Source organism: Pseudazoarcus sp. NS36 (genome assembly GCF_059703705.1).
Window position 1 is genome coordinate 101,132 of record NZ_BAAKJA010000008.1, and the last position, 15,281, is coordinate 116,412.

Annotated in this window: 10 protein-coding genes; 9 read left to right on the plus strand and 1 reads right to left on the minus strand. The window is 60.3% G+C overall.

The genetic code is table 11. The features are described 5' to 3' along the window. On the minus strand, window positions 1-2,439 hold the full coding sequence (locus AC6H0R_RS13685; RefSeq protein WP_497581917.1) for a penicillin-binding protein 1A: 2,439 nt from the start codon (window positions 2,437-2,439) through the stop codon (window positions 1-3). 185 nt (window positions 2,440-2,624) lie between these two features. Here AC6H0R_RS13685 and AC6H0R_RS13690 point away from each other — a divergent pair, with 185 nt between their 5' ends. The 9 genes from AC6H0R_RS13690 to gltB all read left to right on the plus strand — a co-directional run bounded on the left by AC6H0R_RS13690 (window position 2,625) and on the right by gltB (window position 15,279). Next, window positions 2,625-3,701 (plus strand): pilus assembly protein PilM, encoded by a 1,077-nt coding sequence (locus tag AC6H0R_RS13690; RefSeq protein ID WP_497581918.1) that lies wholly within the window; start codon window positions 2,625-2,627, stop codon window positions 3,699-3,701. Beyond that, entirely contained in the window at window positions 3,698-4,273 is a 576-nt protein-coding gene (locus AC6H0R_RS13695) for a PilN domain-containing protein (RefSeq protein WP_497581919.1), read from the plus strand. Before AC6H0R_RS13690 ends, AC6H0R_RS13695 begins: the two co-directional genes overlap by 4 nt. A 2-nt stretch (window positions 4,274-4,275) precedes the next feature. Beyond that, window positions 4,276-4,926: a type IV pilus inner membrane component PilO gene (locus AC6H0R_RS13700; protein ID WP_497581920.1), complete on the plus strand. Its 651-nt coding sequence runs from the start codon at window positions 4,276-4,278 to the stop codon at window positions 4,924-4,926. Between the two features lie 2 nt (window positions 4,927-4,928). After that, window positions 4,929-5,435 carry a pilus assembly protein PilP gene (locus AC6H0R_RS13705; RefSeq protein WP_497581921.1) on the plus strand — a complete coding sequence of 169 codons (507 nt, stop codon included), beginning with the start codon at window positions 4,929-4,931 and terminating at the stop codon, window positions 5,433-5,435. 10 nt (window positions 5,436-5,445) lie between these two features. Then, complete coding sequence (locus tag AC6H0R_RS13710; protein ID WP_497581922.1) at window positions 5,446-7,569, plus strand: type IV pilus secretin PilQ; 2,124 nt, start codon at window positions 5,446-5,448, stop codon at window positions 7,567-7,569. 42 nt (window positions 7,570-7,611) lie between these two features. Then, entirely contained in the window at window positions 7,612-8,169 is a 558-nt protein-coding gene (locus AC6H0R_RS13715; RefSeq protein ID WP_497581923.1) for a shikimate kinase, read from the plus strand. Further along, window positions 8,141-9,223, plus strand: coding sequence for a 3-dehydroquinate synthase (aroB, locus tag AC6H0R_RS13720; protein WP_497581924.1), 1,083 nt, complete (start codon window positions 8,141-8,143; stop codon window positions 9,221-9,223). The genes AC6H0R_RS13715 and aroB overlap by 29 nt, the downstream gene beginning before the upstream one ends. Then, window positions 9,220-10,344 (plus strand): deoxyguanosinetriphosphate triphosphohydrolase, encoded by a 1,125-nt coding sequence (locus AC6H0R_RS13725; protein WP_497581925.1) that lies wholly within the window; start codon window positions 9,220-9,222, stop codon window positions 10,342-10,344. Before aroB ends, AC6H0R_RS13725 begins: the two co-directional genes overlap by 4 nt. Before the next feature lie 261 nt (window positions 10,345-10,605). Beyond that, the gene (gene gltB / locus AC6H0R_RS13730; protein WP_497581926.1) at window positions 10,606-15,279 is read left to right on the plus strand and encodes a glutamate synthase large subunit; all 4,674 of its coding nucleotides are present in this window, start codon (window positions 10,606-10,608) and stop codon (window positions 15,277-15,279) included. The last annotated feature ends 2 nt before the right edge of the window (window positions 15,280-15,281 follow it).

Here is a 15,281-nt window from a genome sequence, read left to right on the forward strand (position 1 = left end):
TCAGCGTTCGGCCGGGGGGGCGAGCGGTTGCTCTTCGCCCGCCGGCGGGGTCATCGGCAGGAACATCTCGCGGATGGACAGCGGCACGCGTTCCTCGAAGGGCGCGGGTTGGTCCATAGGCGGCGCCTCGTCAGGCTGCGATTTCCAGGCGTTGTCGTCCAGGAAATAGCGCAGGAAAGGAATGCCTTCTTCCGGCGGTGGTTGCGGCGGTGGCTGCGGCGGCGGATTTTCCTCGTAGTAGAAATCCGTAATGTCGCTGTCCGGGTGGCGGATCGGGGCCAGGCCGGGCGGGCGGATGCGTGGCCGATCCGGAGTGCCTTTCAGGGCAGTCTGCATGTAGTCGGTCCAGATCGGGAGAGCAGCGCGGCCGCCGGTTTCGCCGCGTCCGAGGTTGCGGGGCTGACCGTAGCCCATCCAGGTCACCGCGACGATATCGGGGTTGTAGCCCGCGAACCAGGCATCAACATAATCATTGGTCGTGCCGGTCTTGCCGGCCAGGTCGCTGCGGCCAAGTTCCTTGGCGCGCTGGCCGGTGCCCTTGTAGATCGCGTCCTGCAGCATCGAATCGATGAGGAAGGCGTTGCGCGGGTCGAGTACGCGTGGCGCGTTGCGCCCGGCGATCGGGGGATCGAAACGCGCCAGCGTACGGCCATTGGCGTCGGTGATCTCCTGCACGATGTAGGGTTCGACGCGGAAACCGCCATTGGCGAACACCGCGTAGCCGGACGCCATTTGCCAGGGGGTTACCGAGCCGGCGCCAAGCGCCATCGTCAGATAGGCCGGGTGGCGCTGAGGCTCGAAGCCGAAGCGGCCGATGTAATCCTGCGCGTACTCGGGGGTGATGGCTTGCAGAATCCGGATCGACACCATGTTCTTGGAACGTGCCAGCGCGGTGCGCAGGGTCATCGGCCCTTCGTACTTGTCGTCGTAGTTCTTGGGCTCCCATGCCTTGCTGCCGGTGACTTCCGGCGGGAAGAACAGCGCCTCGTCCAGCTCGTACGTGGCCGGTGAGAATCCGCGTTCCAGGGCTGCCGAGAAAATGAACGGCTTGAAGCTGGAGCCAGGCTGGCGATAGGCCTGCGTGACGTGGTTGAACTTGTTGCGGTTGAAATCGAAACCGCCGCCGAGCGCGCGTACGGCGCCGGTGTGTGCGTCAATTGCAATCAACGCCGCTTCGGCTTCCGGCAGCTGCAGGATTTCCCATCCCGATCTGCCCAGCGGCCGGATGCGCACGATGGCGCCGCGCCGGATGCGCCGCGTCTGCGGTGCGCGCTGATCGAGCATCGGCGCGGCGAAGGAAAGACCGCTGCCCTTGATCGAGATGATTTCACCGTTGCGGAACACGCGCACTTCGGCGGGCGAGGCGGCCAGCACCACGGCAGCCAGCATGTCGGGATAGTCGCGGTAGTCGACCAGGGTCTCGGTGAGCTTGTCGTCTTCGCTGTCCTTGATGCCCGACAGATCGACGAAGGCCTCCGGGCCACGATAGCCGCGACGGCGGTCAAACTCGATGACGCCGTTGCGCAACGCCTGCTGGGCCGCGAGCTGCTCGTCGAGCCGGATCGTCGTGACGATGCGCAGGCCGATCTGGTACGCGTCCTCGCCGAATTGCTCGACGGCGATCTGCCGTGCCATCTCGGAGATATAGTCGCCGTCCGTGTCGCGTTTGCTCGTCGTTCTGGGAGGTCGAATCTGTACCGGCGTATTGCGCGCGGCTTCGTACGTGGCCTGGTCGATGAAGCCCGAGTCACGCATGCGGCCAAGTACGTAGTGCTGGCGAATGGTCGCGCGGTGCAGATTGGTGAGCGGGTTGTAGGCAGATGGGGCTTTGGGCAGCCCGGCCAGCATGGCAGCTTCGGCCAGCGTAATCCTGTCCAGGGGTTTGTCGAAGTAGGTGCGGGCCGCGGTCGCGAAGCCGTATGCGCGATGGCCCAGGAAGATCTGGTTGATATAAAGCTCGAGAATCTTGTCTTTGGACAGGCTGCGCTCAATCTTGAACGCCAGCAGGATCTCGTAGAGCTTGCGGTTATAGGTCTTCTCACGCGACAGATAGAAATTGCGCGCCACCTGCATGGTGATGGTGGAAGCGCCCTGGCCTCGCCCACCCGACAGCACGTTGGCTACAGCCGCGCGCGCGATGCCGATGGGGTCTACGCCGGCGTGCTCATAAAAGCGCTCATCCTCAGCGGCCAGGATGGCTTGCTTCAACGAGGTGGGGACGTCCGCGATGTCGACTACGGCCCGGCGCTCCTCCCCGAATTCGCTCAGCAGATGTCCGTCGGACGAAAAAATTCGCAGCGGAATGCGGGGGCGATAGTCCGTAAGAGCCTCGAGGTCAGGCAGGCGCGGCCACGCAAAAGCGACGACCGTCCCTACGGTTGCGGCCGCGAGTATGATGGCCACAGAAGCGGCTGCTACCAGATAGAGAAACCAGCGCATGAAGTCTGTCGGTGAGGGTGAGGCGCGATTATACGGGGGGGTAGCCCGAGCGACCAGTTGACGAAAATGCTGCAGTCTGTGTTGACACAGAACGGTATTTTTCTTTACACAGCCTGAAACTTGTTGTTAGCATTTTAAACACTAGATTAGGTATTGCGCCTAATGTAAGGAAATTTAAGGATTTCTTGGTGAGACAGATCAATCTGTTCGGTTCGAAGGCGCAGCAACTTGCCGGTCTGGATATTTCATCGTCATCGGTGAAGCTGGTCGAGATCGCCGGTGACGCGGCCTCCGGTTACCGGGTCGAGGCATATGCCGTCGAACTGCTGCCCAAGGATGTTGTGCAGGACGGCAACATTTCCGATCTTGATGCCGTCAGCGAAGCCGTACGGCGGGCTTTGCGACGCATGGGCACCGGCACCCGGAACGTTGCGATGGCTTTGCCCGCTTCGGCGGTAATCACCAAGAAAATCTATCTTCCGCAGGGCCTGCGCGAACACGAGATGGAGTTCCATGTCGAGTCCGAGGCCAATCAGTACATTCCGTTCCCGCTCGACGAAGTAAATCTTGATTTCCAGGTGCTCGGGCAGTCTCCCGGCAGCCCGGATGACATCGAGGTGTTTGTTGCAGCCTCCCGCAAGGAGAAAGTCGAGGACCGAGTCGCGGTGGCCGAGTCTGCGGGCCTGAAAGCCGTGATCATGGATGTGGAGTCCCTGGCCGTCGAGTCGGCGTTTTCACTTGTCGGTTCGCAGATACCCGGCGGCGCCAAGGGGCGCACCATCGCACTGGCCGACATCGGTGCCAACGCGATGCACATGTCGGTGATGCGTGATGGGGTGCAGATCTATTCGCGTGAGCAGGCCATCGGTGGTGCCAGACTGACGCAGGACATCGGACGGCAGTTCGGCTTGAGTCCGGAAGAGGCCGAGTCCGCCAAGCGCTCGGGCGACCTCCCGCCAGAGTACGAGAGGGATCTGCGCAGGCCATTCATGGATTCGGTGGCGTTGGAAGTGTCGCGCGCGCTGCAGTTCTTTTTTACTTCCACGCAGTACAACGAGGTGGATCACATCGTGCTGGCTGGAGGTTGTGCAGTCATGGAAAATCTCGCCGAGGTCGTCAGCGGCCGTACTCAAGTTTCGACAACGGTCGCCAACCCGTTCGCAGGGATGACGCTTTCTTCGCGCGTCAGGGCCAAGAGTCTGGCAGCCGACGCCCCGGCAATGATGGTCGCGTGTGGACTTGCCCTGCGGAGGGTTGAATGATGATTCTTATCAACCTGCTTCCTTACCGAGAAGCAATCCGTCGCGAACGACGCAGACAATTTTTTGTTGTTTCCGCCTTGATGATTGCGCTTGGCGCGGCGATTGGCTTGGTGGGGCACCTCTTCATGTCTGGTCGGATAGACCATCAGGATTCGCGTAATCGTTTTCTGCAGACAGAAATAACCAGTCTGAATGGCGAAATCGCCGAGATTTCGCGTTTGCGCGCCCAGATTGATGCGTTGATCGCACGGAAGCAGGTCATTGAAACTTTGCAAGGAAACCGAGTTCAGCCGGTGTACATGTTCAATGACTTGGTCGCTTATGTGCCTGACGGTGCCTTCGTCCGCACGCTGACGCAATCCGGTGGCCGAGTTTCTTTGACGGGGCATGCCCAGTCCAACGCGCGAGTATCGCATTTGATGAGGAGCCTGAATTCTGCTCCGACATTGTCGGATCCGGTGTTGGCCGAGGTTAGATCTGTGGCAGATCAGGGGCGGCGTTTAAGCGAGTTCAACTTGAGTGTTGGCCTTAGTCGTCCCGCTGAAAATGCGGTTGAAGCCGGAGCAAACTGAAGATGGTTGATCCGCGAAAAAAAATTGATGTAAATAGTTTCTTTGAGGACTTCCGGGGGTTGGATCCGAATGACCCCGGGGCTTGGCCTGCAGGTCCGAGGGTGACTGTGTTCATTTTCTTGCTGGTTGCCACTGTTGCGGCCATATGGTGGTTCGATTGGCGGGCCCAGTCAGAAGTCCTGGAGCGCAAGCAGACTGAGGAGGTCCAGTTGCGTGCGGATTGGCGGCAAAAAAAACAGCAGGCGGTGAATCTCGATGCTTATCGTCGGCAATTGGATGAGACAGATCGGCAGTTCAGCGCTTTGTTGCGACAGCTTCCAAACAAGGCGGAGATGGATCAATTATTGGCGGACATCAACCAAGCGGGATTGGGGCGAGGGCTGTTGTTTGAGTTGTTCAGGCCGGGAGCTGAATCAGTGCGCGAGTTTCACGCAGAGTTGCCTATTGATATCAGTATCCTAGGTTCGTATCACGATCTAGGTGAGTTCGTGGCGGATGTCGCCAGAATGCCTCGTATCGTTACTCTCGGTGATATAAAGATCGAGCGTGCCGCAGACGGAAATTTGAATTTCAAGGCGCGGGCGACGACTTATCGCTATCTTGACGATGAGGAGCTCGCATCTCAACGAGCCCAGCAGGTGCCGAGGCGTTGATCATGAATAATGTACGAATTGTTCTACTCGGCCTTAGCTTCTTCGTTGTCGGGTGTACTGGCGAGGGTGATGACTTGCGTAGTTGGATGGATCACGAAGCGTCGACCATGGTCGGTCGCATTCAGCCGTTGCCTGAGATCAAGCCGTTTCCGATTGTCCGCTATGACCAAGGCGACAAAATCGACCCTTTCGCTGTTTCGCGTATTCAGCCTGAGGCCCGGTCGACTTCTGTTGGGGGGCCTGATATGAATCGTCCCCGTGAGCCTCTGGAGGCTTTTCCGCTGGAGTCGATGAATATGGTTGGTGCCCTAATGCAGAATGAGCGTGCGCATGCATTAGTACTAGTGTCGGGTCGGATCCATCAAGTTGCAGTTGGAAATTACTTGGGACAAGACCATGGAATGGTCACTCAGATCACCGATTCGGAAGTTACCCTCAACGAAGTTGTTGAAGACATGAATGGCGATTGGGTCGAGCGGACCAGCCGTTTGCTGCTGCAAGAGCGCTAGGAGCGAAATGATGAAACTTCAAAACAATAAAGCGCTGCTTGGTGCGATGGGGGCGTTGGCTATGCTGCTGATGCCTCAATCAGCGGTATTTGCCCAAGCGGCCGAGACTACGACGGTTTCCCGGCCGGCTGCTAATCACATCAAGGATTTCCAGATCGTTGAGCAGGCTGGCACATTGTATTTACGTCTGAGTTTCGCTTACCCGTTGTCCGAGTTGCCAAAAAGTTTCAGTGTTACGAACCCGTCGCGGATTGCCTTCGATTTCCTTGATATGCGTAACGCTTTGGGGCGTGTGCAGCAGACGGTCAACCGCGGTGATTTGCGTAGCGTGAATATCGTTGAATCCGGTTCGCGTACGCGGATGGTTTTGAACGTCAGCCAGATGCCTGAGTATGAGCCGCGCCTGGAAGGCGGCGACCTGGTGATTGCGATGTCCCCGTCCGAGGGGGGCGCCAAGGTTGCGGCGGCGTTGTCGTTCCCCGAGCAGGCTTTAGCCAACTTTTCTGCGAGTGCTGTCGGTGAGTCATCCGAGAAAAGTGTACGTGATATCAACTTTCGGCGTGGGGAGTCGGGGGAGGGGCGGGTGGTCGTTCAGTTGTCCAGCCCAGATACCGGCATTAACGTCCTTCAGCAAGGCACAAATTTGATTGTGGAATTTTCCAATACTGGACTGCCTGAGCATTTGCAACGACGTTCAGATGTGACCGACTTTGGGACGCCGATCAGTCGGATGCAGGCCCAGATGCAAGGTGACAGCGCGCGACTTGTGGTGACGCCTAACGGTCTGTGGGAGCATAGCGCGTACCAAACAGACACCCAGTTCGTGCTTGAGGTTCGAAGGCTCACCGAAGATCCAGACCGCTTGGTCCAGCATGGCGGCCGGGATAAGTACGCTGGTGAGAAACTGTCGCTCAATTTTCAGGATGTTGAGATTCGATCGGTTCTTCAGGTCATTGCGGATTTCACCGATTTCAACATTGTTACCAGCGATTCTGTGGGCGGGAATCTGACGCTTCGCTTAAATGATGTACCTTGGGATCAGGCTTTGGATATCATTTTGCAGGCTAAGGGTTTGGATCGGCGCAAAAATGGCAATGTGATTTGGATCGCGCCGACCGATGAGCTGGCTGCTCGCGAACGGCAGCAGCTTGAGGTCATTGCGCAGAGAGGTGATCTGGAGCCGTTAATTACTGAAAGCTTTCAAATCAACTATCACAATGCCAAGGAGATCTTTGAGTTCCTGAGGAGTAAGGATCAAACAGCTCTGTCAAGTCGTGGAAGTGTTGTTGTCGACGAGCGAAGCAACAAGCTCTTCATTACAGACGTTGCGGGGCGCTTGGATGCCGTGAGAGCCTTAATGAAAGAGATTGATTTGGCTCCGCGTCAGGTACTGATTGAGGCGCGAGTTGTCGAGGCCAACAAGGACTTTGCTCGCGATCTCGGTGTGCGCCTTGGGTTCGGGGATAGTAGGGGGCATCGCATTGGGAACGGTGCGCGGCTTGGTCTGGGCTCGTCCGATTTCGGCTCCTTTACTCCCGAAAGCGCTACCAGCGGCGACGGATTTCTACCGACGGGCTTTGGTTTGTTGAATATGTCGTTGTTCAATAACAGTCTTACGCGTTTTCTGAACTTGGAATTGAGGGCCCTCGAGACCGATGGGCGTGGGCGCGTAATATCAAGTCCTCGCGTCTTGACTGCCAATCAAGTCGAGGCGACGATTGAGCAGGGTACTGAGATCGCCTATCGAAAAGAAACAAGCTCCGGTGCTACAAGTGTGGAGTTCAAGAAGGCGGTTTTGAGCCTCAGGGTCCGCCCTCAGATTACTCCTGAAGGGCGCGTACAACTTCGTGTTCAAGTGAATAAGGATCGGCCGGTTCCGATCGCTGGTATCGATGAGCCTGGGATCGAGACGAAGAACGTGCAAACCGAAGTGCTGGTTGACAACGGAGGGACGGTCGTCATCGGCGGTATCTACGAAGAGGAAGAAACCAACGAAGTCTCGCGCGTTCCATTTTTGGGCTCTTTGCCTGTTGTAGGGGCGTTATTCCGCAGTACATCGAGTACTTCTAACCGGAAGGAGCTCCTAGTGTTTATTACACCGAGAATTGTGTCGGAGTCGCTGACGCTGCGTTGATCGGGTATAACGCGGATTGCGGAACAGACGCGGAACGTTTGAGTGAATGCCAGCGCAGAGCCCGTCATCCTGATCGGGATGATGGGAGCAGGGAAGAGTACCGTCGGGCGTGACTACGCCAAGCGCCACGCCCTCGAGTTCATTGATTGCGATCATGAGCTTGAGGCGCGCACCGGCGTGAAAGTCGCCACCATCTTCGAGATCGAAGGCGAGGCGGGTTTCCGACGCCGGGAGAGTCAGCTCATTGAGGAGCTTCTTGAGGTTTCCGGTGTCGTGCTCGGCACCGGGGGTGGGGTCGTCCTGAGTCCCGACAACCGTGCGCTGCTCAAACGCCGTGGTATCGTGGTGTATCTTAATGTCCCGCCACGTGTGCTGTGGGAGCGGACTCGGCATGACCGCAGCCGCCCGTTGCTGCAGGTTCCCAATCCGCGAGAGCGCATCGAAGCCTTGTACCGTGAGCGCGATCCGCTGTACCGCGAAGTTGCGGATATCGTGGTGGACGGAAATCGGGGTAGCCCTGCCGGCATGGTGAGGCAGCTCGAAGCGGCGATCGAATCTTTCAAGCAGAAACATGCGAACTCTGAATGTCGCCCTGGGTGACCGGGCCTATCCAATCCACATCGGGCGCGGCCTGCTGGCCGATGCAAGCCTGCTTCTTCCGCATCTGAAAACACGTCGGGTCTTCGTTGTGACTAACGACGTTGTGGCGCCCCTGTACCTGGATCAGTTGTGCACGGTCTTGGAAGCTGCTGGCGTTACCGCGGACCGCGTGGTCTTGCCCGACGGCGAGTCACACAAGGACTGGGCTACTCTCAATCTGGTCTTTGATGCCTTGTTGCGGACGCGTTGTGAGCGTTCGACAACCCTGATCGCATTGGGTGGTGGCGTCATTGGCGACATGGGGGGCTTCGCGGCGGCGGCCTACCAGCGCGGAATGCCCTTCATCCAGATTCCGACAACCTTGCTGGCGCAGGTCGACTCCTCGGTGGGGGGTAAGACGGCCATCAACCATCCGCTGGGCAAGAACATGATCGGTGCTTTCTACCAGCCGCGGCTGGTGCTGGCCGACATCGATACGCTGAATACGTTGCCTGACCGCGAGCTGTCGGCGGGGCTGGCGGAGATCATCAAGTACGGTCTCATCTGCGACCAACCGCTGTTCGAGTGGTTGGAGGCGAACATCGAACGCCTGCTCGCACGCGATCCGGAGGCCTTGGCCTTTGCCATCGAGCGCTCATGTGCCAACAAGGCCGACGTGGTTGCGGCGGACGAGACTGAGCAGGGAGTGCGCGCTCTGCTCAACCTTGGTCATACCTTCGGCCACGCCATTGAGGCCGGCATGGGCTACGGCGAATGGTTGCATGGCGAAGGGGTTGCGGCTGGCACGATGATGGCGGCTACGCTATCGCAGCGCCTCGGCATGATCACCTCGGCAGATGTGACCCGCATCGGTGCCTTGTTCGAGCGCGCGAAGCTGCCGGTACGAGGGCCGCAGTTGCCCGTTCCTCGCTATCTCGATCTGATGGCGAGCGACAAGAAGGTCGAGCAGGGCAAGCTGCGCTTGATCCTGTTGGAGCGCATCGGCAAGGCCGTGATCCGCGGTGACGTGCCGGTCACGGAAATTTCCTCGGCCATCGAGACGTGCTGCGCATGAGCGGTTTGGCGCGGTGGGCGGTCAGCGAGACGAACTCCGCCGGTCGGCGGCATGTCGAGCCGGCGCCGGCTGAGCGCAGCGAGTTCCAGCGCGACCGGGACCGCATCATCCATTCGACCGCTTTCCGCCGGCTGGAATACAAGACCCAGGTCTTCGTCAATCACGAAGGTGACCTGTTCCGCACGCGGCTCACCCATAGCCTTGAGGTTGCGCAGATCACGCGCAACATTGCCCGCGCCCTGTCGCTTAACGAGGATCTGGCTGAAGCCATTGCGCTGGCGCATGACCTGGGGCACACGCCATTCGGGCATGCCGGGCAGGACGCGCTCAACGAGTGCATGAAGCCGTATGGCGGATTCGAGCACAATCTGCAGTCGCTGCGCACCGTCGACGAACTGGAAGAGCATTACGCGGCCTTTCCCGGCCTGAACCTCACCTTCGAGACGCGCGAGGGCATCCTCAAGCATTGTTCGCGGCCGAATGCCGAACGGCTCGGTGATGTCGGGCGGCGCTTTCTCGACGGCACGCAGCCCTCGCTTGAGGCCCAGCTGACCAATCTTGCCGACGAGATTGCCTACAACAATCACGACGTCGATGATGGTCTGCGTTCCGGCCTCATTACGCTCGAGCAGCTTGAAGCGGTGTCGCTCTTTGCCGAGCGGCGCCGGCGGGTTGAAGCGCAATGGCCGGGTCTCACGGGCCGCCGGCTGATCCACGAAACGATCCGCCGCATGATCAACGACACCGTGATCGACCTGATCGAAACCACGCGCACAAACATCTCTTCGGCGGGTATCGAAAGCATCGAAGACGTGCGGCGCGCCGAACGCCTCGTTGCCTACACTCCTGCCATGTCCGGAATGCTGCAGGAGCTCAAGCGCTTTCTGCGCGAAAACCTTTACTGGCACTATCAGGTGCTGCGCATGACGGACAAGGCGCGACGCATCATCAACGATTTGTTCTCGGCGTTCATGGCGGACCCGCGCCTGTTGCCGCCGCAGTATCAGCAGCGCTCGCGCGAGGACAAACCGCGTGCCATCGCCGACTACATTGCCGGTATGACCGACCGCTACGCCATTCGCGAGCATCGCAGGCTCTTCGCTGTCGGCGAAATCCATTGATATGTCATGGGTTTAGCCGGGTCGGTGTGACCACCCGCCAAACCCCCTGCCCTTGAATCAAGGGTGCGATGGGGGTATAGTCTGCAACCCGCTAAAGCACCATCACGGCCCGTGTCCGCGCCCGAATCAGGCACGCGTAAGAACACCGGCCGTTTTTTGCGCCCAAGGTTTGCGGTGCCGTGTGCGGCGAGAGCATGAACTGCGTGCCGCCTGTTTGATCCCGGCTTTGCCGGTGACCTAGTCGTTTAAAGGATTCGCGTGATGGATGTCCCCCACAAGCAGGGCCTGTACGATCCCGTCAATGAACATGACGCCTGCGGCGTTGGCTTTGTTGCCCATATCAAGGGCAAACGAAGCCACGAGATCGTGCTGCAAGGCCTCGAAATCCTCAAGAATCTTGATCACCGCGGTGCAGTCGGTGCCGATGCCCTGCAGGGTGACGGCGCGGGCATCCTGATCCAGGTTCCTGATCAGCTCTATCGCGAAGAACTTGCGACCCAGGGTGTGACGCTGCCGGCCTCCGGCGAGTACGGCGTGGGCATGGTGTTCCTGCCCAAGGAGCGTGCTTCGCGTCTCGCCTGTGAGGGCGAGATCGAGCGTGCAGTGCGCGCCGAAGGTCAGGTCGTGCTGGCCTGGCGTGACGTGCCCACCAATGCCGAAATGCCGATGTCGCCGACCGTGCGTGCGCAGGAGCCGGTGATCCGTCAGATCTTCGTCGGCCGCGGTGAAGACGTGATGGTGCCGGAGGCGCTTGAGCGCAAGCTCTACATCGCGCGCCGCCGCGCCGCCAACGCCATCCGCAACCTCAACCTCCAGCACGGCAAGGAGTTCTACTTCGTGTCGATGTCGGCCACGACAGTGAACTACAAGGGCCTGCTGCTGGCCGATCAGGTCGGTGAGTACTATTCCGACCTGGTTGATCCGCGTGCGGTGTCGGCGCTGGCACTGGTGCACCAGCGCTTCTCGACCAACACTTTCCCGCAGTGGAGCCTCGCTCACCCGTTCCGCTACATCGCGCACAACGGCGAGATCAACACCCTGCGCGGCAACTACAACTGGATGCGTGCGCGCGAGAAGGGCGTGTCATCGCCGCTGCTCGGTGCCGACCTGGAAAAAATCTGGCCGCTGATCTACCCCGGCCAGTCCGACTCTGCCGCCTTCGACAACGCGCTCGAACTGCTGGTGATGAGTGGCTATTCGCTCGCCCATGCGGTGATGATGATGATCCCGGAAGCCTGGGAATCGCACACCCACATGGAAGAGAAGCGTCGCAACTTCTACGAATACCACGCTGCCATGATGGAACCGTGGGACGGCCCGGCCGCGGTGGCTTTCACCGACGGCCGCCAGATCGGCGCCACGCTCGACCGTAACGGTCTGCGCCCGGCGCGCTATCTGGTCACCGACGACGACCTCGTCGTGATGGCTTCCGAGTCCGGCGTGCTGCCGATCCCCGAGAGCAAGATCGTCAAGAAGTGGCGTCTGCAGCCGGGCAAGATGTTCCTGATCGACATGGAGCAGGGCCGCATCATTGATGACGCCGAGCTCAAGGAATCGCTTGCCAACGCCAAGCCTTACGGCGACTGGCTGAACCGCATCAACATCAAGCTGGATGGCCTGACCCTGCCGGAAGGCGTCGAGCCGCCGGCCAGCAGCGTCCAGCTGCTCGACCGTCAGCAGGTGTTCGGTTACACCCAGGAAGACATCAAGTTCATCCTTGAGCCGATGGGCAAGGCCGGTGAGGAAGCCAGTGGCTCGATGGGTAACGACTCGCCGCTGGCGGTGCTGTCGTCCAAAGAGAAGCCGCTCTACAACTACTTCCGCCAGCTGTTCGCGCAGGTTACCAACCCGCCGATCGACCCGATCCGCGAGCAGCTCGTGATGTCGCTGGTGTCCTTCGTCGGTCCCAAGCCTAACCTGCTCGAGATCAACGAGATCAACCCGCCGTTCCGCCTTGAAGTCAGCCAGCCGGTGCTGGACTTCGACGCGATGGCCAAGATCCGCAACATCTCGCGCTACACGCACAACAAGTTCCGCTCCTTCGAGCTCGACATCTGTTATCCGATCGAGTGGGGCAACGAGGGCGTCGAGGCACGTCTGGCCTCGCTGTGCTTCGAAGCCGAAGATGCCGTGCAGAAGGGCTACAACATCCTCATCGTGTCCGACCGCCGCGTCGACGCCGAGAATGTGGCCATTCCTGCGCTGCTGGCGCTGTCCGCCATCCACCAGCATCTGGTCACCAAGGGCCTGCGCACGCGCGCCGGTCTGATCGTCGAGACCGGCACCGCACGCGAGGTGCATCACTTCGCCGTGCTCGCTGGCTATGGCGCGGAAGCCGTGCACCCCTACCTCGCGATGGAGACCCTGCAGGCCATGTCGGCCAGCGCCGAGGAAGGCGCCAAGGCCATCGGGCACTTCGTCAAGGCCATCGGCAAGGGCCTGATGAAGGTCATGTCCAAGATGGGCATTTCGACCTATATGTCCTACACCGGTGCGCAGATCTTCGAAGCCGTCGGTCTGCAGCAGGCCTTCATCGACCGCTACTTCACCGGCACGACCAGCCAGGTCGAAGGCATCGGCGTGTTCGAGGTCATGGAAGAAGCCATCCGCCTGCACCGCAAGGCCTTCAGCGCAGACCCGGTGCTGGCCGGCATGCTCGACGCGGGCGGCGAGTACGCCTTCCGTATCCGTGGTGAAGAGCACATGTGGACGCCCGACGCGATTGCCAAGTTGCAGCACGCCACGCGCACCGACAAGTACGACACCTACAAGGAATACGCGGCGATCATCAACGACCAGAGCCAGCGCCACATGACGCTGCGTGGTTTGTTCGAGTTCCGCAACGCTTCCCAGCCCATCCCGCTGGATGAAGTCGAGTCGGTCAAGGACATCGTCAAGCGCTTCGCCACCGGCGCCATGTCGCTTGGCTCGATCTCGACCGAAGCGCACACCACGCTGGCCATCGCCATGAACCGCATCGGTGGCAAGTCGAACACCGGTGAGGGTGGCGAGGACGTGATGCGCTTCAAGCCCATCACCCAGGCCACGAGCCTGTCGCAGATCATAGGCGAGAGCCGCGTCGAGCGCGACATCGAGCTCAAGGCCGGCGACAGCCTGCGCTCTTCGATCAAGCAGGTCGCTTCGGGCCGCTTCGGTGTCACCACCGAGTACCTGGTCAATGCTGACCAGATCCAGATCAAGATGGCCCAGGGCGCCAAGCCGGGTGAAGGCGGTCAGCTGCCGGGTCACAAGGTGTCCGAGTACATCGGTGCGCTGCGTCACTCGGTGCCGGGTGTCGGCCTGATTTCGCCGCCGCCGCACCATGACATCTACTCCATCGAGGATCTGGCGCAGCTCATCCACGACCTCAAGAACGCCAACCCGCGCGCCTCCGTGTCGACCAAGCTGGTCTCCGAGATCGGTGTCGGCACGATTGCTGCCGGTGTGGCCAAGGCCAAGTCCGACCACATCGTCATCGCCGGCCACGACGGCGGCACCGGCGCCTCGCCGCTGTCGTCCATCAAGCACGCCGGTTCGCCGTGGGAACTGGGTCTGGCCGAAACGCAGCAGACACTGGTGCTCAACGGCCTGCGCAACCGTATCCGTCTGCAGGTTGACGGCCAGATGAAGACCGGCCGCGACGTCGTCATCGGCGCGCTGTTGGGGGCCGACGAGTTCGGTTTCTCGACGGCGCCACTGGTGGTCGAGGGCTGCATCATGATGCGCAAGTGCCACCTCAACACCTGCCCGGTCGGTGTCGCCACGCAGGATCCCGCGCTGCGCAAGAAGTTCTCGGGTCAGCCCGAGCATGTCGTGAACTATTTCTTCTTCGTTGCCGAGGAAGTGCGCGAGATCATGGCGCAGCTGGGCATCCGCAAGTTCGATGACCTGATCGGCCGCGCAGACCTGCTCGACATGAAGAAGGGGCTTTCGCACTGGAAGGCGCGTGGTCTGGACTACAGCCGCATCTTCTACCGTCCGGCGGTGGCTGCCGGTACGACGGTGTTCCACACCGAGACCCAGGATCACGGTCTGGAGAAGGCGCTCGACAACCAGCTCATCGAGCTGGCCAAGCCCGCGCTGGAGCGTGAAGAGGCGGTCGAGATCAACCTGCCGGTGAAGAACGTCAACCGCACGGTCGGCGCCATGCTGTCCGGCCGCGTGGCCGAGAAGTTCGGTCATGCCGGTCTGCCGACCAACACCATCCACATTCGCCTGACCGGTACGGCTGGTCAGAGCTTCGGTGCCTTCCTCACGCGTGGCGTGACGATGGAGCTGCTCGGCGAAGGTAACGACTACGTCGGCAAGGGTCTCTCGGGTGGCCGCATCATCGTGCGCCCGGTGAGCGAGTTCCGCGGCACCACGGCCGACAACATCATCGTCGGTAACACCGTGCTGTATGGCGCCACCGAAGGTGAGGTCTACTTCGCCGGCGTCGGCGGCGAGCGTTTCGCAGTCCGCAACTCCGGCGCAACGGCGGTCGTTGAAGGCGTGGGTGACCACGGTTGCGAGTACATGACCGGCGGTACCGTGGTCGTGCTCGGCGCGACGGGCCGTAACTTCGCGGCCGGCATGTCCGGCGGCGTGGCCTACGTGCTGGACGAGAAGGGTGATTTCGAGACGCGCTGCAACATGGCGCAGGTCGCCCTTGAGCCGCTGCCGGAAGAGATCGAGGCGCGCAAGGGTTCCGAGTCCGGTGACGAACTCGAATCGCTCGGCCGCGTCGAGATCGACCACCTCGAAATGGACGATGAACTGATTCTCAAGGGGCTCATCGAACGTCATCTGCGCTTCACCGGCAGTGCGCGTGCGAAAGAGATTCTCGATCACTGGGACGGCTACCGGACGAAGTTCGTCAAGGTCATGCCGAACGAATACCGTCGTGCGCTTGGCGAGATCGCCGCGCAGCGTCAGAAGCAACTGGAGGCCGCATAACA